General features: G+C 32.3%; 16 protein-coding genes and 1 tRNA gene. 8 read left to right on the top strand and 9 right to left on the bottom strand.

Features of this window, described 5'->3' with window-relative positions:
- The 3 genes from LBP67_06395 to LBP67_06385 are packed head-to-tail and all read left to right on the top strand — an operon-like array spanning position 1 to position 2922.
- Positions 1 to 480: a DUF4833 domain-containing protein gene (locus tag LBP67_06395; protein MDR2084605.1), complete on the top strand. Its 480-nt coding sequence runs from the start codon at positions 1 to 3 to the stop codon at positions 478 to 480.
- Positions 481 to 495: 15 nt separating this feature from the next.
- Positions 496 to 1770, top strand: a complete 1275-nt coding sequence (locus tag LBP67_06390; GenBank protein MDR2084604.1) for an aminotransferase class I/II-fold pyridoxal phosphate-dependent enzyme — start codon at positions 496 to 498, stop codon at positions 1768 to 1770.
- Between the two features lie 18 nt (positions 1771 to 1788).
- Positions 1789 to 2922: an N-acetyltransferase gene (locus LBP67_06385; GenBank protein ID MDR2084603.1), complete on the top strand. Its 1134-nt coding sequence runs from the start codon at positions 1789 to 1791 to the stop codon at positions 2920 to 2922.
- A gap of 44 nt (positions 2923 to 2966) precedes the next feature.
- Here the strand turns inward: LBP67_06385 and LBP67_06380 are convergent, their stop codons facing one another.
- From LBP67_06380 to tsaD, 5 genes are all read right to left on the bottom strand, one after another.
- Positions 2967 to 3809: an SDR family oxidoreductase gene (locus LBP67_06380; protein ID MDR2084602.1), complete on the bottom strand. Its 843-nt coding sequence runs from the start codon at positions 3807 to 3809 to the stop codon at positions 2967 to 2969.
- Positions 3810 to 4086: 277 nt separating this feature from the next.
- Positions 4087 to 4174: transfer RNA gene (locus LBP67_06375), tRNA-Ser, on the bottom strand.
- 166 nt (positions 4175 to 4340) lie between these two features.
- Complete coding sequence (locus LBP67_06370; protein MDR2084601.1) at positions 4341 to 6977, bottom strand: valine--tRNA ligase; 2637 nt, start codon at positions 6975 to 6977, stop codon at positions 4341 to 4343.
- A gap of 366 nt (positions 6978 to 7343) precedes the next feature.
- Entirely contained in the window at positions 7344 to 9563 is a 2220-nt protein-coding gene (locus LBP67_06365) for a sodium-translocating pyrophosphatase (GenBank protein MDR2084600.1), read from the bottom strand.
- 267 nt (positions 9564 to 9830) lie between these two features.
- Positions 9831 to 10844: a tRNA (adenosine(37)-N6)-threonylcarbamoyltransferase complex transferase subunit TsaD gene (gene tsaD, locus LBP67_06360; protein MDR2084599.1), complete on the bottom strand. Its 1014-nt coding sequence runs from the start codon at positions 10842 to 10844 to the stop codon at positions 9831 to 9833.
- 12 nt (positions 10845 to 10856) lie between these two features.
- Here tsaD and LBP67_06355 point away from each other — a divergent pair, with 12 nt between their 5' ends.
- Positions 10857 to 15311, top strand: a complete 4455-nt coding sequence (locus LBP67_06355) for a translocation/assembly module TamB (protein MDR2084598.1) — start codon at positions 10857 to 10859, stop codon at positions 15309 to 15311.
- Between the two features lie 38 nt (positions 15312 to 15349).
- Here the strand turns inward: LBP67_06355 and rlmD are convergent, their stop codons facing one another.
- The 3 genes from rlmD to LBP67_06340 all read right to left on the bottom strand — a co-directional run bounded on the left by rlmD (position 15350) and on the right by LBP67_06340 (position 18425).
- Complete coding sequence (gene rlmD, locus LBP67_06350; GenBank protein ID MDR2084597.1) at positions 15350 to 16753, bottom strand: 23S rRNA (uracil(1939)-C(5))-methyltransferase RlmD; 1404 nt, start codon at positions 16751 to 16753, stop codon at positions 15350 to 15352.
- Between the two features lie 94 nt (positions 16754 to 16847).
- Positions 16848 to 18053 (bottom strand): DUF763 domain-containing protein, encoded by a 1206-nt coding sequence (locus LBP67_06345; protein MDR2084596.1) that lies wholly within the window; start codon positions 18051 to 18053, stop codon positions 16848 to 16850.
- A 9-nt stretch (positions 18054 to 18062) separates the two neighbouring features.
- Positions 18063 to 18425, bottom strand: a complete 363-nt coding sequence (locus tag LBP67_06340; GenBank protein MDR2084595.1) for a CoA-binding protein — start codon at positions 18423 to 18425, stop codon at positions 18063 to 18065.
- A 97-nt stretch (positions 18426 to 18522) separates the two neighbouring features.
- Between LBP67_06340 and LBP67_06335 the strand changes: the two genes are divergently transcribed.
- Positions 18523 to 19089: an NAD(P)H-dependent oxidoreductase gene (locus tag LBP67_06335; protein ID MDR2084594.1), complete on the top strand. Its 567-nt coding sequence runs from the start codon at positions 18523 to 18525 to the stop codon at positions 19087 to 19089.
- 67 nt (positions 19090 to 19156) lie between these two features.
- Positions 19157 to 19792 (top strand): flavodoxin family protein, encoded by a 636-nt coding sequence (locus LBP67_06330; GenBank protein ID MDR2084593.1) that lies wholly within the window; start codon positions 19157 to 19159, stop codon positions 19790 to 19792.
- A 3-nt stretch (positions 19793 to 19795) separates the two neighbouring features.
- On the opposite strand, the gene LBP67_06325 is transcribed toward LBP67_06330, so the two are convergent.
- On the bottom strand, positions 19796 to 20455 hold the full coding sequence (locus tag LBP67_06325) for a hypothetical protein (GenBank protein MDR2084592.1): 660 nt from the start codon (positions 20453 to 20455) through the stop codon (positions 19796 to 19798).
- 394 nt (positions 20456 to 20849) lie between these two features.
- Between LBP67_06325 and LBP67_06320 the strand changes: the two genes are divergently transcribed.
- A complete protein-coding gene (locus LBP67_06320; protein ID MDR2084591.1) occupies positions 20850 to 23315 on the top strand; it encodes an OmpA family protein in 2466 nt (821 codons plus the stop codon).
- Complete coding sequence (locus LBP67_06315; GenBank protein ID MDR2084590.1) at positions 23315 to 24481, top strand: phosphoribosylformylglycinamidine cyclo-ligase; 1167 nt, start codon at positions 23315 to 23317, stop codon at positions 24479 to 24481. The genes LBP67_06320 and LBP67_06315 overlap by 1 nt, the downstream gene beginning before the upstream one ends.
- Positions 24482 to 24609 lie beyond the last annotated feature (128 nt).

Below are 24609 nucleotides of genomic sequence, written 5' to 3'. Positions count from 1 at the left end.
TTGAGTTTATTCTTTTTGCTGCATACCTTTGCACAGGCTCAGGATATACGTTTATTTCATATAGAAAGAAATAAAAATAACAGTATTGTTTGTTATGATTTACATGTAGATGATAATAAGGAAATTAATCAACAAAACCCTATTGATGCCTATTGGATTACTCCCGACAAAGACAATTCGAGAAATTCTTTAAGTCTCGTACAATATAAATTGGCTTACGGACTTACAATTGATAAGATTGAAGGCGATGATATTTCTTTTAAGCTCAAAGCTTACCCCGAACGTGATATAAGAGTCATTTACGATTCAGAGAATAGACAAGCAAACGCATATACATATATTAATGGTGCGTTTGCTGTTTTAAAAAAATTATATATTCATGCATCACCACCTCTTTATAAATCGGTGGAATACATTATTCTGGAAGGATATGACCCTGAGACGGGTAAAGAAGTGAGTGAAATGATTATAAATACATAAACTTTTATTAAAAATATGACATTAGATAAAAATTGCGATATTCATTCAATAAATTGTGATGACTATACGCAGGCAGATTTTTTGAATTATACCGGTGAAGATCTTTTTGAAGTAACCGATTATTTTTCAGCATTTTTACAAGATGCAACACAGAAAGGATATATGGTTTACGGCAATCCAGTATCATCAGCACCTAAAGCGGAATTTAAAGTATGTAACGGACAATCTGGTGAAGAACGAAATTTTTTGAATTTCTGTTCTTACAACTATTTAGGATATTCCTATCATCCCGAAGTCATAAAAGAAGTGCAGAATGTTATTGGAAAATACGGTACCGGCGCTGTCTCCGCTCCCCTTTTAAGTGGTTATTATGATTTATCGAAGCAGTTAGAAAAAGCCATTGCTGACTTCAAAAAGAAAGAAGATGCAATCTTGTTTCCCACCGGTTACGGCGTTAATCTCGGAGTGCTTTCCTGCCTGCTAAAACCCGGTGATGTTGCCGTATTGGATATTTTATCTCACGCTTCAATCTACGACGGTGCCAAACTTTCGGGAGCTAACATAAAAGTCTTCAGTCATAATAATGTTGAACATCTGGAAAGAATACTCAAAAGTTTAAACACAAAAAGAGTAATAGTTTGTATTGAAGGCGTTTATAGTATGGATGGCGATTTAACTAATCTAAAAGAAATTGTGCCGGTATGTAAAAAATATGGTGTGAAAATACTTTTGGATGAAGCCCACTCAACATTGATTTTCGGAGAAAACGGCAGAGGCGTTGCCGAACATTTCGGAGTTGAGAATGACATTGATTTAACAATAGGGACATTCAGTAAATCATTTGCCGCTATCGGCGGTTTTGCTACCGGAAATTCATCATTAATGGCATATTTGAAAATGTATGCGCGCTCCTATGTTTTCTCTTGTGCTATGGCACCTCATACTATAGCAGGCGTACTGAAAATATTGGAAATCTACAAGAAAGATAAATCCAACTTAACTAAAATGTGGGATAATACTCATTACATGCAAAGAAAATTGAAGGAAGCCGGCTTAGACATCGGGCAAACGCAATCTCAGATAATTCCTGTTATTGTTGGAAATGACATCAGATTGCGCGAAATAAGCCGTAAACTTCATCAACAAGGACTTTACACCGGTGTTGTTACATTTCCGGCAGTATCAAGTAAAAGAACACGGTTAAGATTATCCGTTTCTTCGGAACATACTATCGAGCAGATTGATAACTGCGTAAATATAATTAAGGAAGCTTTCAATCAAACCAAATAAATCGAAATTTATAAGAAAATGATTACTATCAGAGAAGTTACAAATAAAAAAGAACTAAAAAAATTCATTCGTTTCGGAAACAAACTTTATGAGGGAAATCAATACTTTTGTCCTCAACTAGAATTTGATGAGTTAAATACACTTACAATAGAAAAAAATCCAGCTTTCGAAAACTGTGAATCAATTTATTATCTGGCTTATAAAGATGGAAAAATTGTCGGGCGTATTGCCGGAATAATCAATAAAAAAACGAACGAAGTATGGAATGTAAAAAAGGTTCGGTTCGGTTGGTTTGATTTTGTTGATGATAAGAATGTTTCTTTTGCTTTGTTAGACAAAATAGCCGAATGGGGAAAATCGAAAGGGATGAATTGTATGAATGGCCCCGTAGGATTTACCGATTTCGATCATCAAGGTTTATTGCTTGAAGGATTCGAGTACAATTCACCGATGTCAAGTCTATATAATTATCCTTACTATATTGAACATTTCGAAAGCTACGGATTAAAAAAAGAAAGCGATTGGATTGAATATCGCGTTTATACGCCAAAAGAAGTTCCGGAACGAATGGAAAGGATCGCTAAAACCGTAATGGAAAGGTATAATTTAAGAATCGACAAGGTAAAATCGGACAAAGAAGTAGTTAAAAAATACGGTTATTCTTTTTTTGATGTAGTAGATGAGGCATACAAGCCACTATACAATTATTCTCCGTTAACCAAAAAGCAAAAAGAATATTACGCAAAAATGTATTTTTCCTTTTTAAATTTCGACTTTATTACTATTATCGTTAACGACCAAGATGAAATCGTTGGTTTAGGTGTAAGCATGCCTAATATTTCTAAGGTTTTACGCAAATGCCAGGGGAAATTATTTCCTTTCGGATTTATCTATCTTCTCAAAGCATTAAAAGCAAAGAAAATATCCGATTTAGATATGTTGTTAATTGCTGTTCGCCCTGATTATCAAAATAAAGGAGTAAACTCAATTTTCTTTTATGACCAGATTAAGTATTTTAATCAATATGGTGTAAAGAATTCAGAAACAACATCTATCTCCGAAAATAATGTTAAGAATCAGGCTAATTGGGAGTATTTTGATAAGATTCAACATAAACGCCGCAGGGCATACGTGAAAGAAATTGAGAGTTAAGAATTAAGTTTAAAAACTCAATATTTTATCAATAATCTTAACTTTTAAGGAACTTTATAGTACCATCTCAATATCGCATGAAACCATCTTGACGGTAAGATTTTCTTTGCCAATATAGAAAGTTTCTGCACCGGACTCGCCACCGAATATCTGAATTTCGGTCGTTTTTTATTGATTATGCGATTAATTTTTTTAGCAATAACAATCGGTATTAAACCTGACAATTCTTCTTTTTCAACCAACTTCAATGTCTTAACAAACGAATCCTTATAATCTTCATTACATAAACTTTCTTGTGATATTTTTCTATTGGAAGTAAATTCTGTATGAAAATCGCCTGGTTCCACCAAGATAATCTTAATATTGAATTGATGAACTTCCAGAGAAAGCGCTTCGCTATAACCTTCTATCCCGAATTTTGAAACAGAGTATAAGCCTTGATACGGAATGCCCATCACCCCTGCAATAGAACTCATATTTATAATCTTTCCCGAACGTTGTTTCCGCATATGGGGAAGAACTTCTGAACATACGTTCATAGTCCCAATCAAGTTTGTATTGATTTGAAAATTAATTTCTTCTTTTGTTGACAATTCTAAAACCCCACCTATTCCGACTCCGGCATTATTAATCAAAATATCTATTTTTCCTTCATTGTCAATAAGCGTTTGCATGCATGAGCGAATACTTTCTACTTTCGTGATATCCATTTGTAGCAGACGTACATGTTTTTTTTCTTCAGCGACTATATCTTTTTTTGTTGGAATAGTTCTGCTTGTTCCATATACAATATGACCTTTATCGGCAAGTAGCTCAGCAATTGCTTGTCCGAGACCGGAAGTTGCTCCCGTAATTAGGATTACTTTTGCTTTAAATTTATTATTCATAATTGGATATCAGTATTGAAGAAAACCGAATAAAATAATTAAAAACGGGTTTAAGTTTAAGAACTATAATATTATTTTAGTACAAAAATAGAAAAAATGATTCATCAATAATTATTTTAATTCAGTTTTTTATTACTAATTAAACACCAAAAATTAATATATTATACTGCTCCCCCTTTTAGTCTTTTCACTTTGCTAAAGTGCAAACAAAAAAACCTACAAACTATTGAATTTGTAGGTTTTATCTATAATTTGTCGTTTTTCGACTTCTTTCAAGCGGAGAGAGGGGGATTCGAACCCCCGGTACCCTTCTCGGGTACGACAGTTTAGCAAACTGTTGGTTTCAGCCACTCACCCATCTCTCCAATATTTTCTAAGATCGTTTTAGAGTTTGCAAAAATAATATTTTTTCTGAAATAAATATACTTTTGACTTATTTTTATTTTTGAAACTAAATCTAACGAACAAAATCACACAGTCTTCAGAATAATGTATTCGCAGAATGTGTAAATTGTTATTCTTTTACAGATCTCATGTCTTTTTTAAATCCTGTATCTGTTCTTCAATCACCGCAATTTTTTTATTTGCATCATCACGTTTTCTTTGCTCTAATTCAACAACATTTGCAGGTGCATTAGCAACAAACCGTTCATTATTTAATTTCTTATTTACCGATTCTAAGAATCCTTTTACGTAGTCTAATTCGGTATAAAGTTTTTCTAATTCGGCATCGATATCAATATTTGAAGGAGTCGGAATATAAAATTCAGTAGTATCGACAATAAAAGAAAATGCGCCTTCTAACTTTTGATCTAAATATTCAATCTTATCCAAGTTGGTCAGCTTTGCAATAACAGAATCAAAAGTTATGTCTACTTTTTCATTATGATTTTTCTTAATGAATAATGACAGTTTTTCTTTCTGAGGAATATTTTTTTCTAAACGCAAAGTGCGAATTGTCATTATAACTTCAGCAGCAGAATCAAACTTTTTAAGTATATTTTCATCATTTTTTTCGTAAACTGGCATTTTCGAAATCATAATACTTTCTTTCTCATTTCTTATTCTAAGATTATGCCAAATCTCTTCCGTAACGAAAGGCATAAACGGATGAAGTAATTGCATAAGTTTCTCAAAGAAATCAACAGATTGATTATAAGTTTTTCTATCTATGCTCTCTCCATATGGCGGCTTAATAATTTCCAAATACCAAGAACAAAAATCATCCCAAATAAGTTTATAAGTTGTCATTAAAGCTTCGGAAATTCTATATTCGGCAAATTGATTATCAAGCTGTAATATCGTCGAATTAATTTTTGCATTGAAAAAATCAAAAGCTGTATCCGAATAATCGGGTTGTGCTTTATTTTCATCAATATTCCAACCCTTAATCAATCTTAATGCATTCCAAATCTTATTTGCGAAGTTTCTTCCCTGTTCACATAAAACTTCATCGAAAGGCAAATCATTTCCGGCCGGCGAAGCAAACAACATCCCTACCCTAACTCCATCCGCACCATATTTTTCAATTAAATCCAACAGGTCTGGAGAATTGCCCAAAGATTTCGACATCTTTCTTCCTTGCTTATCTCTTACAATACCAGTAATATAAACATTATAAAATGGTATTTCTTTTCTGTATTCCAGTCCGGCCATTATCATTCTTGCAATCCAGAAGAAAAGAATATCGGGAGCGGAAATCAAGTCGTTAGTAGGATAATAATATTTAATATCATCATTATCAGGATATCTTATTCCATCGAAAACAGAAATAGGCCACAACCAAGACGAAAACCAAGTATCAAGAACATCTTCATCTTGTCTTAAATCACCAATTTTAAGGTTTTCAACTTTATTCAATGCCAAAGCCTTTTGATATGCTTCTTCCAAAGTTTTAGCAACAACCATTGAATTGTCGGGGAGATAATAAACCGGTATTCTTTGTCCCCACCAAAGCTGGCGACTTATACACCAATCTTTTATGTTTTCCATCCAATGCCTGTAAGTATTTTTAAATTTTGCAGGATGAAATTTTACAATATCATTTTCAACAACATCAAGAGCCGGTTTCGCAAGCTCTTTCATCTGCAAAAACCACTGCAAAGACAGTTTAGGTTCAATTGGAGCATGAGATCTTTCGGAAAGTCCGATTTTATTAATATAAGGCTCAATCTTAACGATATTGCCGGCTTTCTCCAAATCCTCGACAATTTCTTTTCTAACAACAAAACGATCTTTACCAACATAAAGTTGAGCATTTTGGTTTAGAGTTCCGTTATCATTTAAAATATCTATCGATTCCAGATTATGTTTTAATCCTATATTATAATCGTTAATATCATGTGCCGGAGTAATCTTCAAGCAACCGGTTCCAAATTCTATATCAACGTATTCATCAACAATTACCGGAATTTCTCTGTTAATTAACGGCACAAACACTTTCTTGCCTTGAATACTTTTATATCTATCATCATTCGGATTAACACAAACGGCAGTATCGCCCAAAATTGTCTCGGGACGAGTTGTCGCAATAGTAACGAACCCGTCTTCACCGACAATTTTATATTTGATATAATAGAGCTTCGACTGTTGTTCTTCGTATATAACTTCCTCATCAGAAACAGCAGTAAGCGCAACGGGATCCCAATTTACCATTCTTACGCCGCGATAAATCAAGCCTTTATTATAAAGATCAATAAAGACATCTATAACAGATTCGTACAAAGCTTCATCCATAGTAAAACGCGTACGAGTCCAATCGCAAGAGGCTCCAAGCTTCCGGAGCTGTTGCAAAATTATTCCGCCGTGTTTTTCTTTCCATTCCCAAGCGTATTCAAGAAATTTTTCTCGGGTAATATCAGTCTTTTCTATGCCCTTTTCTTTGAGCATGGCTACAACTTTAGCTTCGGTAGCAATAGACGCATGGTCGGTACCCGGAACCCAGAGTGCATTAAAACCTTGCATCCTCTTTCTACGAATTAGCACATCTTGGATTGTATTGTTGAGCATATGCCCCATGTGCAACACACCCGTGACGTTTGGCGGAGGAATTACAATAGTATATGGTTTTCTTTCGTCTGGTTTCGATTCAAACATTTTGTTGCTATCCCAAAACTTATACCACTTTTCCTCAAGTGCCGAAGGGTCGTATTTCGAAGCTAATTGCATAAAAATATAATTTAAAAAATTTTTGCAAAAATAATAAAATAATATGATGATACGCCGATTGTATGAAATCGATTTTATTGTTTGCAAATGAAAATAAAAAGAGTTTGTAATCAATATTTAAGTTTCTCGGATAATATAAGTATAGAATCTGTTTTGTTAGATTCAACTTAGAAAGTAAAATTTATAACTTAGCGAACATATTAAAACAGATATCCGTCTTAATTATACTTACAAATTAAAAATCTATGTTTGGTAAAATTTTAAAATCCTCTAAATTATATCAATAAAAATTAGACAAAAGAAAATAGAAATGAGCAATATACCATAAGTAATAAAAACTCATTTCTATTTTTTCATCCATTATTTCTATAAAATACTAAACGAAACGGTAAGTCCGGCCATTACAATAGAGACCATACTCATAAGTTTGATAAGGATATTCAAACTCGGTCCTGAAGTATCTTTAAATGGGTCACCGACAGTATCGCCAACGACTGTAGCTTTGTGTACATCGCTGCCCTTTCCGCCAAATGCTCCTTCTTCAACATATTTTTTAGCGTTATCCCACGCACCGCCCGAATTAGCCATAAAAACAGCCATTACAAATCCGCAACTTAGTCCGCCGATTAATAATCCGAGAACTCCCGGAACTCCGAAAAGAATACCTATCAATATTGGAACTATGATTGCAAGTAATGATGGAAATAACATTGCTTTTTGTGCACCTTTAGTTGAAATTTCGACACATCTTGCATAATCAGGAGTTCCTTCGCCAGTCATAATACCTTTTATTTCACGGAATTGACGACGTACTTCTTCTACCATTTTTTGAGCTGCTTTACCAACGGCTTCCATTGTTAACCCACAGAAAACAAATACCATCATGGCTCCGATAAACATTCCGACTATCACAATGGGATTCATCAAATGTACATTATAATAATTCATAAAATCAACAAAAGTAGCATTTGCTAATGAAACAGATGATCCGTCTGCAAAATTTAATGCATGTTGCCCTATTCGTTCAAGACCAATTTTGACTTCTTCAATGTAAGAAGCTAATAAAGCTAAGCCGGTAAGAGCAGCAGAACCAATAGCAAAACCTTTGCCTGTTGCAGCTGTTGTATTTCCTAAAGAATCCAAAGCATCTGTACGTTTGCGAACTTCAGGATCAAGACCGCTCATCTGAGCATTTCCGCCGGCATTGTCGGCAATTGGACCGTATGCATCGGTTGCAAGCGTAATACCGAGAGTCGAAAGCATTCCCACAGCAGCAATACCAATTCCGTAAAGTCCGTTAGTTACATCAGCAATATTAAAAGATGAAAAGGCTTTTCCTTCGGTAACACCGGAAGCAAAAAGGAATGAAAAAATAATACCGACAACGACAGCAAGTACGGGAATTGCAACAGAAAGCATTCCTGTTCCGACACCGGATATAATTACTGTAGCCGGACCGGTCTTTCCACTTTCGGCAATTCTTCTTGTCGGTTTATATGTTTGAGAAGTATATAATTCAGTGGCTTGCCCTATGACAATACCAACTAATAAACCAACAACCACAGAACAGGAAAGTCCTACCCAGTTATAAATCCCAAGTAATCTCAATATAAAAAATGTTCCTATGATAACTAAAATTGAACTGATATTTGTTCCGAATGATAAAGATTTTAAAAGACTTTTCATGTTTGCATTTTCTTTAGTCTTAACTAAGAAAATACCTATTATAGATAAAAATGTTCCAATGGCAGCAATTAACATCGGAGCTAATATTGCTTTTGTTTGCATTTCGGCACCGAAAACTTTATATGCGGCGGCACCAAGAGCAGCGGATGCAAGAATTGAACCACAAAATGATTCATATAAGTCAGCTCCCATTCCGGCAACATCACCTACATTATCACCAACATTATCTGCTATTGTCGCAGGATTTCTTGGATCATCTTCCGGAATATTAGATTCTACCTTACCTACAAGATCAGCACCGACATCTGCTGCTTTTGTATAAATTCCGCCTCCTACACGTGCAAATAATGCCTGTGTTGAAGCGCCCATTCCAAAGGTTAACAATGTTGTTGTAATAAATATATTCTTTGTAATCGGGTCAGTTATTGGAACAAAGTAAGTTAGTATTATGTACCATAATGAAATATCCAACAAAGCCAACCCAACAACAACAAGTCCCATTACAGCACCGCTTCGGAAAGCTACTTTTAAACCTCTGTTTAAAGACTCTTGTGCTGCATTAGCAGTTCTTGCAGAAGCGTATGTAGCTGTTTTCATTCCGAAAAAACCAGCCAGACCTGAGAAAAAACCACCGGTAAGAAATGCGAACGGCACCCATGCGTTTTGTAAACCAAAATAAGCCATGACTGCAAAAATCACAGCTAAAATAATAAAAACAATTATTACAACTTTATATTGTTGCTTTAAATATGACATTGCTCCAACTCTAACATGTTGTGCAATTTTAGCCATTGTGGGTGTTCCTTCGCTTTCCTTCATCATTTGACGAAAGAAATAATAGGCAAAAGCTAATGCCACTATTGAAGCGATTGGAATTAGCCAAAAAATAGGTGTAATCATAATCTAATTTTTTTGTTATTTTTTCGATTGCAAATTTAACAAAAATTTGGTTTTGAAAACGGATAATATGTTAAAATCATACGAAATTTAAATAAAAAAATATTTAATTGATTTTTTTAATGTATTTTGATTATTATATTATGTTGGTTATAAATCAATTATGTTTTATCAAATCAATTTATAATATTATATTTCTAAGAAGTTAGATTTATAACTGCCAAAGGTTTTATTACTCAGTTTAAAAGCCTATATACTCCCAACTTTCAGTTAACTCCTACTATATGGTTTCGCTTTTTGATCGGTAAATTCATTGGAAAGATATTTGAAATATCCGGCAACAGCAATCATTGCGGCATTATCTGTAGTAAATTCAAAATCAGGAATAAATACTCTCCAATTAAACTTAATATTTAAGTCATTAACAGTATTTCTTAATTCGGAATTTGCGGAAACACCACCCGCGATCGCTATGTTTTTAATTCCGGTATCTTGAGCTGCTTTCACCAATTTTTCCATCAAAATATCAATAATAGTTTTTTGAAGCGAAGCACACAAATCAGCAGTATTTTTCTCAATAAATTCGGGGTCATTTTTTAAATGGTCACGAAGGAAATACAGAAAAGAAGTTTTTAGTCCGCTGAAACTATAATCGTAACCGGAAACTTTTGGCTTTGCGAATTTAAATGCATCGGAATTTCCTATTTTAGCTAATTTATCAATGATTGGTCCGCCGGGATAGCCCAGATTCATTATTTTGGCAGCCTTATCAAAAGTTTCACCGGCAGCATCATCAATAGTTTTTCCGATTATTTCCATATCGTTATAAGCCTTTACAAGAACAATCTGAGTATGTCCGCCGGAAACAACAAGACACAAAAAGGGAAATTCAGGCACTTCCTTAACCGTATCTTTCTGCTGTGCAAAATGAGCTAAAATATGTGCTTTTAAATGATCTACTTCAATAAGCGGAACATTTAATCCGATTGCCAAAGCCTTAGAAAAAGAAACCCCGACGAGTAAAGATCCGAGTAAACCGGGGCCGCGAGTAAAAGCTATTGCAGAAATCATTTTTTTATCTAACTTTGCGACGTGAAATGCTCGGTCTATTACGGGGATAATATTTTGTTGGTGAGCTCTTGAGGCTAATTCGGGAACAACACCTCCATATTTTCGGTGAACGTCCTGATTGGCTGTGATATTTGCCAAAACTGTAGTATCTTGTAAAATTGCTGCCGAAGTATCATCACACGATGATTCAATACCAAGAATATAAACACTCATAATTGCAACGATTTGAAAACGAAAAAGATTTTTAAAATATTTTTCAAAACAGTTGGTATTATAATATTAATCTTGTTTTTTACTATTCTAAGTACAGGATTACTATTACAAATACCATTTGTTCAAAACTTCGTTGCAAAGATAAGCATCAATATTATTTCGAAACAAATTAATACGGAGATATATTTAGAAAAATTTCGTTTTTCAAATCTTAATACAATTGAATTAACTAACGTTCGTATTAATGATTCTCATAATAACTTAGTTATGTCTGCCGGCTACATAAAGGTTAAGGTTAAAAGAATTTCACTTAAAGAAAAGGTCTTTCATTTGAAAGAAGTTATTGTCCGTGATTACATCTTTAACCATATTAAATATGAGAATAGTGTGAAATCGAATCTATTAATGATTTTTCCCGTTCAGGAAGAAAATAATGAAAAGAAGAAGAAAAATGATAAACCCTTAACGATTCTTGGTGATTATATCAGAATTTATAATTGGGCATACAAGTATAAAGATTATAACCGTAAAGATGAGATGATGCATATTGATTTCAATGATATTTCTGTTGTTGAAACCTATGGTGAATTTATGGATGTAACGGTTATCAATGACAGCATTTCTTTAGAAATCATTAGTTTAAGCTTGAAAGAAGAAAAAGGGTTTGATATAAAATCTTTTAATACCGACTTAATCATCAGTTCCTCTACCCTTCGATGTTTAAACACTGCGGTGGTAACTAATAATTCAGATTTCAGCATGGATTTGATTTTCGATTATAATAATTGGAATGGTTTCAACGATTTCACCGATTCGGTATTTATAATAGGGAAAATCAGAAAAAACAGTTTGATAAATTTAAATGATATTAGTTATTTTACGTCAGTACTTGCCGGAGCTGATAATCCGGTAGAGTTTGCTGCGGAAGTTTACGGGCCTGTTAACAACATGTATATTAATGATATCGACTTATCAATGTTTGATGTAACATATTACGCCGGCGATGTATTTCTAAAGGATGTTGACAAAGGCAATATTTATTTGGGGTTAGATATAAAGAACTTTATTACAAATTATTCTGATATTGAAACCTTTAAAGTACCGGCATTTAAAAATAACGTATTTAATCCTAAAACACTGTCTTTACCTAAAGAAATTGAAAAACTTGGAACTGTTTCTTTATCCGGAAACTTTGCAGGAGAATTTGATAATTTTAAAACTGATATATCTGCCGAAACAGATATTGGATATGTATTTGCAGATGTTGAATACAATAAAATTTCTGAACAAAATAACGATTTTAATATTCAGTTAAACGGAAGTAGAGTAAATGTAGGAGAAATATTAAATATCACACCAAAAATTCAAACAGTTGACATAACTCTAACCGCTGATGGAATTGCCGAAAAGTTTATTCCTCAAACTTTCAACTTAGAAAGTAATATTTCAAGATTGCAACTTGAACATACAACACTTTCGGACTTACAAATTCAAGCATCAAAAGACGATGAACAATTTATAGCTCATGCATCAATTTTTAATGAAGAATTATTTTTAGACGCATCATTAAATTCAATATTAAGCGTAAATCCTCCTATTGTTAATTCTTCAATTGCAATTAATCATGCGGATTTACCTAAATTAGGTTTAATGGACAGAAGTGTTGATTTTATTGTAGGCGGCTTTATTAATGCTAACTTTACCGGTAATAATATTGATGATTTGCGAGCTCAAATAAACGGCACAAAGCTTTCAATTACATCCGATAAAGAAACATTTTCTATTGGAGATTTTACTCTTAATCAAACTTCAAACAAAAATTGGGATAAAGTTGTAACTTTCAATTCTAATTTTTTAGACTTTACTATTGAAGGTAATTTCTTTTATAAAGATTTGCCGACCTATTTTTCTAATCTTTTACATGTTTATTTACCCAATTTTGTCAACAAAATAAATAAAGATAGCGAGAATATTCAATTACAGGCATTTATCAATCTCAAACAGCCAAATATAATTACCTTCGGAGTTCCTGATTTAGATATTTCGAAAAACACGTCTATGTTTATTAACATTGATGATTCTGTTAATCTCAGTATAGACTTGTATTCGGAAAATATCAGATATGCATCTTATAATCTTAATGAAGTAAATTTTTATTCGGATTTTATTGATAGTACTTTCAATTCCGAACTATCTGTCAATGATTTATATTTAGGTGATGTATTAAGCAATGCCTCGGTTATAGATATCAGTGATTTTTTATTAAAGAATAATCTTGAAAATAATATTTTATATTTCGATTTAACCTGGCATGATACGATTTCCGCAAAAGGGACTCATCTTAAAGTAAATGCCGATATAAGTAAATTGCCTGTTTTTGTATTTAATATTCCTGATGAATCGTATGTCAATATTTTAGAAAACTTGTGGAATATTTCTACAGAAGGAGATATTGTAATTGGTAACAAATATTATTCTGTTGATAATTTACGTATCCAAAATGAAAAAACCAGTTTATACATTGACGGAACTTATTCGGAAAGTGTAAGTGACTCGCTAAATGTAGGATTTAAAAATTTGGACATCTCTCCGGTGAACTTCTTTTTACCTGATGATATGCAGATAACCGGCATATTAAACGGTGGTGCTTCTATATCGTATTTAGGTAATAATCCGTATTTTAATGCTGATTTTAACTTAAATAATATATTTTTCAAAGAACAATATTTCGGCGATTTACTTTTTAACACAAGTTGGCAGGATGAAATTAGTGCAATAAATATTAACGCTAATCTGGTTAAGCTTCAGGATAGTTCCAAAGATTCGATAATAATTTTAACCGGTAATTATTTTCCCTTAAGCGAAAAAGGTAATATTAATGGAAATTTACATTTCAACAATTTTAATTTCAAATTTTTAGAACCATTTCTAAATACTGTCATTGTCAATCCTAAAGGATTCATAAGTGGAGATGTAGGTATAAGTAATGTACTATTATCACCAGACTTGAACGGAACTTTAAATTTCAAAGATGCAGGATTAACCGTTAAATTTACAGAAGCTGCATACACATTTTCAAACTCTGTCGATATCACTCCCAATACAATAATTTTTGATGAGTTTAAACTATATGATGCGGATGGAAAGCACTTTGATTTATCAGGCCGGATCACACATAAAAACTGGCAAGATTTCGGTTTATCATTGCATACAAATTTTGATAAATTTATTTTTCTTGATAACCGCATGAGTTTGCAAAATCAATCTATATACGGTAAAGCTGTATTATCGGGAATAGCTTCATTAGAAGGTAGTTTCAACGATTTAGAAATATCTGCAAATGTAGGTACGGATTCCGGGACAGAGGTAAATATCAATTTGGCGTCTAACAAAACAGCAGCACAACATTCATTCATTAATTTTGTAAGTTATGACGAAGATTCCGTCGTAATTTCCCGTCAAAATAATAATCATGAATCAAGTAAATTCAGAATAAATGCGATAGCGGAACTTAATCCGAGTGCTCAACTTAATATTATACTCCCATACTCATTAGGTGAAATGAAAATTAACGGAACAGGTAACATTACATACAGACAGTCGAGTGAAGGCTCATTTAGTGTTGTCGGAGACTATTATGTTAATTCGGGAAGTGTTAAGTTGAATTATCAAGACCTAATACAGATAGAATTTTCAATAAAGGAGGGCGGTGGAATTATATTTAGCGGAGATCCTATGAATGCCATCATGGATATTGAAGCTATTTATCAACTGCGTGCGTCGTTAGCAGGAATTTCAACTATCACCGAATCAGAAAGTCAGGAGCAAAGAGTTCCGGTAGATTGTATAATTAGCTTCACAGGTGCACTTTCAGATCCGCAAATAAATTTCAGTATAGAATTACCAAATGTTGATGAGGACACAAAATCTTTAATTTTTGCTGCAATTGATATGGATGACCAAGCAGTTGTTGCCGAGCAGGTTTTCTATTTGTTGTTACTTAAATCTTTTTACACAAGTAATAGCACTTTTACCGATACTAATCTTGGAGCCAGCTCATTACGACTTATTTCAAGTCAGATATCAAATTGGTTTTCAAATATCAGCAAAAATTTTGATTTTGGAGTAAATTATAGACCTGGTGATGAATTAAATCCTAATGAAGTTGAGTTTGTTTTTAAGGCAGGGTTTTTTGACAATAGAGTAACAATAGACGGTAATATTGGTGTAAATGACAATACCGGGGAAACTGCTAATGCGAGTAATATTGTAGGTGATTTTATATTGGAGTATAAAATTACAAGAGACGGTAAACTCAAGGCAAGAGTGTTCAACAAATCTAATGAATATAATTTACTTGAACAGAACGGACCATATACACAAGGTGTCGGTTTATCATATTACACTGAGTTCGATAAATTATCAGATTTATTTAGGAAAAAGAAGAAAAAAACTATTAATAGATAAGAATTTAGTAATTATGATTATTTAAAAATGAAATAATGCTAAATTAACTCTAGAAGAACAACATTTTCTACATGGTGTGTATGTGGAAACATATCTACCGGTTGTACTTTTTTAACTTGGAAAGTATCTGACATCATATTAATATCACGAGCTTGAGTAGCAGGATTACAGCTAATGTAAACTAATTTAGGAACTCTATGTTTCACTAAAGTTTTTACAACATCCGCATGCATTCCGGCTCTTGGCGGATCAGTAATCACAACATCAGGATTACCATTAACAGCAATAAATTCGTCTGTTAATATCTTCGCCATATCACCTTCAAAAAATTCTGTGTTTTTAATTTTATTAAATTCAGAATTTTGTCGTGCATCAATAATTGCTTGCTCAATATATTCTATACCGATAACTTTCTTAGCATTTTCCGCAATAAAATTGGCAATAGTACCGGTACCTGTATATAAATCATAAACAATTTCATTACCGGTTAAACCGGCAAATTCTCTTGCAACTTTATATAAATTAAATGCTTGCTCATGATTTGTTTGATAAAAAGATTTTGCGCCAACAATAAAATTCAAATTTCCCATTCTTTCAATCAAATGGTCATCACCGCTATATACAAAAACATTTCTATCAAAAATATCGTCATTAAATTTATCATTAACAACATATAGAAGGGAGGTAATTTCTTTAAAATTTCTTTTTACTTCATCAAAAAGCGGAAATAAACTTTCAGGATTATCTTCAGCCGCAACAAATATTACCATTAATCCATCGGTAGTAGATTGTCTGATAATTAAATTTCTAAGTAAACCGGAATGGTTTTTGATATTATAAAAAGTCAAATTTTTACTTAAAGCATAATTTCTAACAAAATTCCTAATAGCATTTGAAGGATCAGGTTGAAGGTAACACTTATCAATATCCACAATTCTATCAAATTTTCCAGGAAGATGAAACCCTAATCCATTAAGATTACGATTTTCATCATTTTCATACTCACCATCCAACATCCATCTGAAATCGGAGAAAGTGAATTCTAATTTATTCCTGTAATATTGGGTTTTTCGGGAAGGTATTATCGGATTAATTGTAGGAAATTCGACTTTTCCAATTCTGGTTAATGCATCGTAAACTTGTTTTTGTTTAAAATTAAGCTGTGCTTGATAATTCAAATGTTGCCATTTACATCCGCCGCATAAACCGAAATACTTACAGAAAGGTTCTACTCTATCGGGAGAATACGAGTGGAAATTTATAATTTTACCGTACTTGAATGACTTTCTTTTATGTGTAATCTGTATATCAACGATATCGCCTGGAGCACCGTAAGGAACAAAAATTATTAGATTATCATTAGTTTTAGCAATAGAGTAACCTTCACTAACAGCTTCAATTATTTTTAAATTATAATAAACTTGAGGTGTTTTATTTCTCATCAGAAAAAATTTTTGCAAAGATAAATTTATTTTGATAATTTGATTTGCAGATATTACTTTCTAAGTTGAAAAAACATGATGAAACAAATTCAAATTAAAACAATTTCAACTGAGTTCCCTGATCACCCTTCGGTTTTTTTGCATTGCCGAAAACAGTCTTTCCACGATATTTATATGATTCATTACGTTCATATTCAACAAAATCATCAAAAAAATTATTTGGGGAATAAGTTTTTTCTATGGACTTAGAAAGTCGAGACAAATTTTTTAAAGCTTCAGATTGATCTTTATCACCTAACTTGGATTTATGAATTGCTTTATCGAAAATATCAATTGTTTCATCATAAACTTTTAATGGGACAGGAAAAGGATGACCATCTTTTCCACCATGTGCAAATGAAAAACGTGCCGGATCTGAAAATCTGGAAGGTGTACCATGAATAACTTCACTAACTAAAGTCATAGCTTGAATTGTTCTAGGCCCGACATTTTTTAACAACAATAGTGATTCAATGTCATTTACATTAGTTTCGTGCATTAATATTAATGTCGCGCCGAGTCGCTTTAAGTTAACATCTTTTGCTTGCACTTCGTGATGATTAGGTAATATCAATGAAATATCACGCATTAACTTGTTTGGATTTTCTTTTGTAAGTTCAATTATTTTAGACTTAGTAAGTGTAGCTGCTTTATCCGTAAGATTTAAAATTGATCCTTGGTTGTTTCCACAAACCGAAGTATGGGGTTCTTCTGTAAAAGATTCCAAAGCAGAAGAAAGCCAATGATACCTTCTTGCAAGTTTCATATCTACATTCATTCCTTGTTGAACAATCGCCCATTCGCCGTCTTTTGTAACAATAAATGAGTGAAGATAAAGTTGAAATCCATCTTGAACGGCCGTATTATCTACTTTAGCAGATAATTTACTATTGTAAACCAAATCATCGCCGTTTAAACCTGTTTTATAAGCTACATCCATTAATTCAACAGGTGTTTGTCTAGATGACTTTCCTCTTCCCCCGCAAATATAAATTCCAAGCTCGGCAGATTTCTTATTTACTGATTTTTTCAATGCATTCATTACTGAAGTAGTAATTCCTGATGAATGCCAATCCATGCCAAGTACACAACCAAGCGATTGAAACCAAAACGGATCACTTATTCGCTGAAGAAAAGCATCTCTTCCGTATTCAATAATAATTGCTTCAACAATTGCACCACCAAGCAAACTCATTCTCTGAGCAAGCCATTGAGGTACAACCCCATAATGTAAAGGTAAATCAGCCTTTCCTCGCTTCATTATTCTATACTAATATTCTCCTAAACTCAACATTACCAATGTACACTGTTCAAGAACACTGATATTATTCTTGATTAACAAATTCTTAAACTCAGGATTTTCAGTTCCAGGATTAAAAATAACTCTTTTTGGTTTTAAACCAATAATTTTTTCATAATATTCTTCCTGTCTTTTTGGATTAATATATAGAGTTACCGTATCAATATTCTTATCTTTTGGAAATTCAGTGGTAATTTCAATATTTTCAATTTTACCCTGGTTTATCCCTAAAGCAATAACATCTATATTGTTCTGAAGTAGCCGTGACACCGCCATATTTGCATAACTATTGGTACGCGTATTAGCTCCAATAACTAAAGTAAGTTTATTCATATTTATTTTTTGCAAAAATAATATTTTTGAATTAAGAATTTTGAATCCGATACATTATTATTTAGAGATTATCTTTTTATCTTTGCATAAAAATTTTATGACAACAATAATTTTTGCACATCCATGGCACAGAAGTTTTAACAAAGCTATTTTAGATACAGTAATCGAAGCATTATCCGAAGAATACACAGAATATCAGATTATTGATTTACATAAAGACAACTTCAATCCGGTTTTATCCGAAGAAGAACTTATAATATTTAACGAAGGTAAGTATATAGATCCTCTGGTAAAAAAATACCAAGACATGATATTAATGAGTAATGATTTGATATTTATTTTTCCCGACTGGTGGTCTAGTATGCCGGCAATTTTAAAGGGATTTTTTGATAAAGTTTTTTTGAAGGGTTTTGCGTACGATGATTCTAATAATTCATGGAAACCATTATTGAAAATTCCGAAATCAATGGTTATAACAACATCTGGGCAACCGACAGAAAATATTTCGAAATTCGGTGATGTTTATAATGATATGATATTTAACATACTTACGTCTGTTGGTATAGAAAACACATTGTGGATGAATTGCGGATTGGTTTCTATTCCAGGTACAGATAGAAAAGTCTTTTTGGAAAAAGTAAATCAATGTGTTAAAACTAGATAGAATTATAAAAGGGAATAATTATTAGTTGCAATTATTTCTTCAAATTAATAAATTAAAAATATATAATATGAAAGTAGTAGCTATTAATGGTAGTCCTAAACAAAACGGTAATACTTATACGACCTTGAATGAGATTGGAAAAACAGTAATTAATGAGAATATTGATTTTGAGATAATTCATATAGGAGCAAAAGATATCAAAGGATGTATGGGATGTGGAAAATGCTATAAAAATAAGGATGAAAAATGTGTAATTAATACTGATATTTTAAATGACCTTTTACCTGTAATCAAAGAAGCCGACGGTATTATTTTAGGTTCTCCTGTTTATTATTCCGGAATTGCAGGTACAATGAAATGTTTCCTTGATAGAATGTTTTATACATCCGACTCAAATGGTAATTGGTTCAGGCACAAAATTGGCGCGTCTGTCGTTGTGGCTCGACGTTCAGGAGGTACAATGGCATTCAATGCTCTTAATCATTATCTTCAAATTTCTGAAATGATAATCCCATCATCAAATTATTGGAACATTGTTCATGGCGCAAAACCCGGTGAAGTTCTTCAAGACGAAGAGGGAATACAAACTATGCATGTTCTTGGTAAAAATATTGCATGGTTGCTACAATCAATTAATAACTATGAATTGAAAAATATCAAACCTGAAAAAGAACAAAAAATTAAGACTAATTTTATTAGATAAATATTATTCAATTTGAATATCATAATCATTATCAGTGTGATTGATATGTTCAAACTCCATTATTAATATATTTTTGAATAAAGTTTTAAATATTACTCCCGAACTCAATAACCATTTTGTTTCATCCTTATATCGTTTATATGTACTCCACGTATAATCTCTAAAATCATTAATTAATTCATGAATCTGTGGATTTCTATGAATAAAGATAATAACTCGCTTAATATCTTCAATAGTTTCTAATAATATTCGTCTATAATTCTTTCTAAATAAACTTCCTGTTAATGAATATTTAGAGTTGTAATATTTTGAATAAGACATTAAAAATCTTCTCATTAATTCTCCTATTATGATACTCTCTTCCTCACGAGATGATTTTTTTTTGAAGCGAGTAATAACTTTATCTAAATTAATATATCTATCTGTGTAATTTTTAAAATCTTTTTTCACAATCATAATAATATGAAAATGATTTGGCATCAATGAATAAGATTCTAATATAACAAATGGGGTCATATAAAGTTTAAATTTTTTAATAAATCTTTCTTTATCAGCATCATCTCGAAATATAATTTGTTTATTATTCCCCTCATTATAAATATGATAACAAAGTCCTTTAAGAAGTGAAACATAATAATCTTTCCATTTGCGTTTATTTTTCATAGGTATTTTTTCTTATTAATCAAAAAAATCACAAAATGTCTTATGAAATTAATAAAAAAATTAACACAAATTACTGAAAATTGTTTAATTGTTTTTATTAAAATTAGTTTTACTTTCTAAGTCCAAATAAATCTAAATCCACTTTATATGATTTTAAGGGTCTTCATTAAATTTAATTAATTAAAAATACTATCTAAGTTGTACTAATAATTTCATTTCCTTCAACATATTTTTCACTACACTCTAATTTTACTTTCTAAGTTGAATTTTAATCTAAATATTGTATTCAAATTATTATTACAACAACATAAAAGTTAATAAAAATAATATTTTCGCGATCGTTTCGTTAAAATATCAACCTCTTTATATATCTTTGTAGATTAATTTTATTAATATGGCAAAACAAATAACAATATTAACAATATTATTATTTTTCACTACGGTGGCTATTTCACAAAACAGACATATTCAAGCAGCCGACAAAGCTTTTGAAGAACAATATTATACTACTGCTATTGAAAAATATAAAAAAGCATATTCCAAATCAAAAAAAAATCGAACAGAAAGAGCAAGGATTGCTTCACGTTTAGGTGATTGCTATACTTATACGAGTAAAATGAAAAATGCGGAGGCTCAGTATAGAGCGGCTATTCGCGGAAAATATGATAAACGTGATTCAACTGTTATTTTAAGATATGCAAATGCTCTGAGATTTAATGAAAAATATGATCTTGCTAAAGAACAATATCAGACTTATCTTGATATTGTACCCGGAGATCCTTTGGCTCTAGCAGGATTGGAATCTTGTGAAAAAGTTATGGAATGGCTTGCTAATCCGGATAAATGTGAAATAATTCCGATAAAAACCATTAATTCTAAATATAGTGAATTCTCCCCTACATGGGGCGATCAAAGCTATACTTCAATTCTCTTTACTTCTTCGCGAGAATCGGCAAAAGGCAAACAAAACGATGAATGGACAGGGGAACGGTTCAGTGATATTTTTATGGCTTCTTTTGATGTGAAAGGAAAATGGAGTCAACCTGTGCCTATTGATGAAGATAATATCGTAAACACTACTGCCAATGAAGGCACCCCATTTTCTAATTATAGAGGAAATAGATTATATTATACATATTGCCCTGATAGTAAAGACATATATGTAGGGTGCAAAATTTATGTAGCAAGACGTAATGGTAAAACTTGGTCTGATCCCAAAGAAGTCAAATTAGGTGGCGATAGTACTTGTGTGACAGGTCATCCGACACTTACTGATGACGAACTTACTATAGTTTTTGCTTCCGACCGAATGGGAGGATTAGGTGGGAAAGATCTTTACATAGCAACCCGCGAATCTACTAACTCCGATTTCGAAACACCAATTAATCTCGGAAATAAAGTCAATACTAAAGGAAATGAAATGTTTCCTCATTTCAGGAATGACAGTACCTTATATTTTTCTTCCGATGGTCATCCGGGTATAGGCGGATTAGATTTATTTTATGTTTATTTAGATAGAAATAAAATCCCTAAATCGTTACCGATAAATGCAGGTGCTCCATTAAATTCAAGTGCTGATGATTTCGGAATTTTATTCCGTCCCGAAAGAAATGAAGGTTATTTCAGTTCTAATAGAAAAGGTGGAAAAGGTAACGATGATATTTACGGATTTATAGTTCCTCCTATTGAGTTTACATTAACAGGTACTATCACGGATGAAAAGACTCTGCAATATATAAATGGAGTTAAAGTAGTTTTAACCGGCACAGATGGTAGTATTATTCAATCAATTACAAATAATAAAGGTGAATATGTCTTTTCGAAATCACAATTAAAACCGGAAACAACTTATGACATTACAATTGAAAAAAATAATTATTTGACAATTACAGGTAAGGAAACAACTGTTGGTCTAACCAAAAGTGAAAATTTTATAAGAGATTTTACCTTGTCCCCTATTCCTGACCAACCTGTAGTATTACCCGATATCCTTTATGATTTTGCTAAATGGGATTTAAAACCTCAATATCAGGATTCACTGCAAGGTCTTATTACAACCTTGAATTTGAATCCGAATATTGTTATCGAATTAGCCTCCCATACCGACATGATAGGTTCTATTGAAAGTAACGATGCGCTTTCTCAGAAACGTGCCGAATCTGTTGTTGCTTATTTAATTGATCGTGGTATAAATTCGAGAAGATTAGTTGCAAAGGGTTACGGTGAACGTAAACCACGTACACTCCATAAAGATTACACCGTAAACGGACAATTTTTCTCGGGAGGCACAACCCTTAATGAAGAGTACGTCAATAATTTACCTACACAATCGGCTAAGGATGCGGCCAATCAACTCAATCGTAGAACCGAGTTTACAATTATCAGTAAAGATTTCGTTCCAGATGAAATAACGCTTCAAAACGAATCTATCGATGATGTTCGAGGAATTATAAATATTGTTGTAGATCCTAATAAAAACTATATCAATTACATCATCACAAAAGACAATAAAACAGTATCCAAATGTATCGCAAATGGTTATACATTGAATTTCGAATACGAGCCAAAGATGTCGGATAATTATATTTCACATACTAAAGCTGTTGAGTTCTTACAAAAAGGTGTTATTACTATTGACGATATTGAAGGTGACCCGGCTAAAGTTATCTCACAAGGTAAAATTGCAGAAAGAACAACAATCATTATCAAAACTATACGTTTCGGCAATAAAGAAATTGAAAATGTTCCGGTTGTTGTAAATAGCAGAATCCCTTATGATCTCGTTCTTAACAAAAAAACTTTAGATAGAGTTGGTATGGTAATTTTTGACGAAGGCAGTCAATTGATAATCTTCGAATAATGAACAATAAATCAAGATATGAGCTGCGTGGTGTGTCCTCAAGTAAAGAAGATGTGCACACAGCTATTAAAAATGTTTCAAAGGGAATTTTCCCTAAAGCTTTTTGTAAAATAATCCCAGACATTCTGGGTAATGACGATGAATATTGTAATATAATGCACGCTGACGGTGCAGGTACAAAGTCTTCATTGGCATATATATATTGGAAAGAAACAGGTGATATGTCGGTATGGAAAGGTATTGCGCAAGATGCTATTGTAATGAATACTGATGATTTAATGTGTGTTGGGATTGATGATAATATTTTATTATCATCGACAATTGGACGAAATAAATCTTTAATTCCTGGTGAAATTATCTCTGCTATTATTGAAGGTACTGAAGAATTTCTTGAGGAGCTAAGAAATCTTGGCATAAATATTTATTCGACAGGCGGTGAAACTGCTGATGTTGGGGATCTGGTAAGAACAATTATAGTTGATTCTACGGTTACAGCAAGGGCAAAACGTAATAAAATTATTGCTAATGATAAAATAAATGCCGGTGATGTAATAGTAGGATTTGCTTCCTACGGAATTGCCTCCTATGAAAAAGAATACAACGGAGGAATGGGTAGCAATGGGCTGACCTCTGCACGTCACGATGTTTTTTGTAAAAAATATGCAGAATTATATCCTGAGTCCTATGATCCGGATGTGCCGTATAATTTAATTTATTGCGGCACAAAAGAATTAACAAATCCAATTGTAAATACTAATGTCGGAAAATTAGTTTTGTCCCCTACCCGCACATATCTTCCGGTTCTAAATGCTATATTTAAAGAGATTAGGAGCGAAATTCACGGAATGATTCACTGCAGCGGCGGCGGACAAACCAAGATTCTACATTTTATTGATGATAATATTCACGTTGTTAAGGATAACCTTTTTACTATTCCACCCCTATTTGATTTGATTCAAAAAGAAAGTAATACCTGCTGGAATGAGATGTACAAAACTTTTAATATGGGACACCGACTTGAAATTTATATTTCTGAAAAATACGCTTCTACATTAATTGACATCGGCAAATCATTTAATATCGACACTCAAATTGTTGGGCATTGCGAGAAAAATGACAAAAAAATGTTAAGCATACGTTCTCCTTACGGAAATTTCATCTATTAATCAATTTTATATATAAATTAATGTCATATTAATTTATGGTTCTTATCTATCTAATAAATCTTTCGTCTTATAATAAATTTATAAAAAATTGTAGGAATATATATGTTACATCCCTACAATTTATATAA

It is taken from the genome of Bacteroidales bacterium (assembly GCA_031276035.1).
In the GTDB taxonomy this organism is placed as follows: Bacteria; Bacteroidota; Bacteroidia; order Bacteroidales; family BM520; genus RGIG7150.
Note: the sequence above shows the minus strand (reverse complement) of the source record. Positions and strands in the feature narration are given on the sequence as shown.

Bases quoted from the DNA above. Each gene is read 5' to 3' on its own strand.
- LBP67_06345 (MDR2084596.1), bottom strand. From the start codon at position 18,053: ATGAAGCGAGGAAAGGCTGATTTACCTTTACATTATGGGGTTGTACCT.
- LBP67_06390 (MDR2084604.1), top strand. From the start codon at position 496: ATGACATTAGATAAAAATTGCGATATTCATTCAATAAATTGTGATGAC.
- LBP67_06385 (MDR2084603.1), top strand. From the start codon at position 1,789: ATGATTACTATCAGAGAAGTTACAAATAAAAAAGAACTAAAAAAATTC.
- rlmD (MDR2084597.1), bottom strand. From the start codon at position 16,753: ATGAGAAATAAAACACCTCAAGTTTATTATAATTTAAAAATAATTGAA.
- LBP67_06365 (MDR2084600.1), bottom strand. From the start codon at position 9,563: ATGATTACACCTATTTTTTGGCTAATTCCAATCGCTTCAATAGTGGCA.
- LBP67_06315 (MDR2084590.1), top strand. From the start codon at position 23,315: ATGAACAATAAATCAAGATATGAGCTGCGTGGTGTGTCCTCAAGTAAA.
- LBP67_06370 (MDR2084601.1), bottom strand. From the start codon at position 6,977: ATGCAATTAGCTTCGAAATACGACCCTTCGGCACTTGAGGAAAAGTGG.
- LBP67_06320 (MDR2084591.1), top strand. From the start codon at position 20,850: ATGGCAAAACAAATAACAATATTAACAATATTATTATTTTTCACTACG.
- LBP67_06330 (MDR2084593.1), top strand. From the start codon at position 19,157: ATGAAAGTAGTAGCTATTAATGGTAGTCCTAAACAAAACGGTAATACT.
- LBP67_06340 (MDR2084595.1), bottom strand. From the start codon at position 18,425: ATGAATAAACTTACTTTAGTTATTGGAGCTAATACGCGTACCAATAGT.
- LBP67_06325 (MDR2084592.1), bottom strand. From the start codon at position 20,455: ATGAAAAATAAACGCAAATGGAAAGATTATTATGTTTCACTTCTTAAA.
- LBP67_06335 (MDR2084594.1), top strand. From the start codon at position 18,523: ATGACAACAATAATTTTTGCACATCCATGGCACAGAAGTTTTAACAAA.
- LBP67_06380 (MDR2084602.1), bottom strand. From the start codon at position 3,809: ATGAATAATAAATTTAAAGCAAAAGTAATCCTAATTACGGGAGCAACT.
- tsaD (MDR2084599.1), bottom strand. From the start codon at position 10,844: ATGAGTGTTTATATTCTTGGTATTGAATCATCGTGTGATGATACTTCG.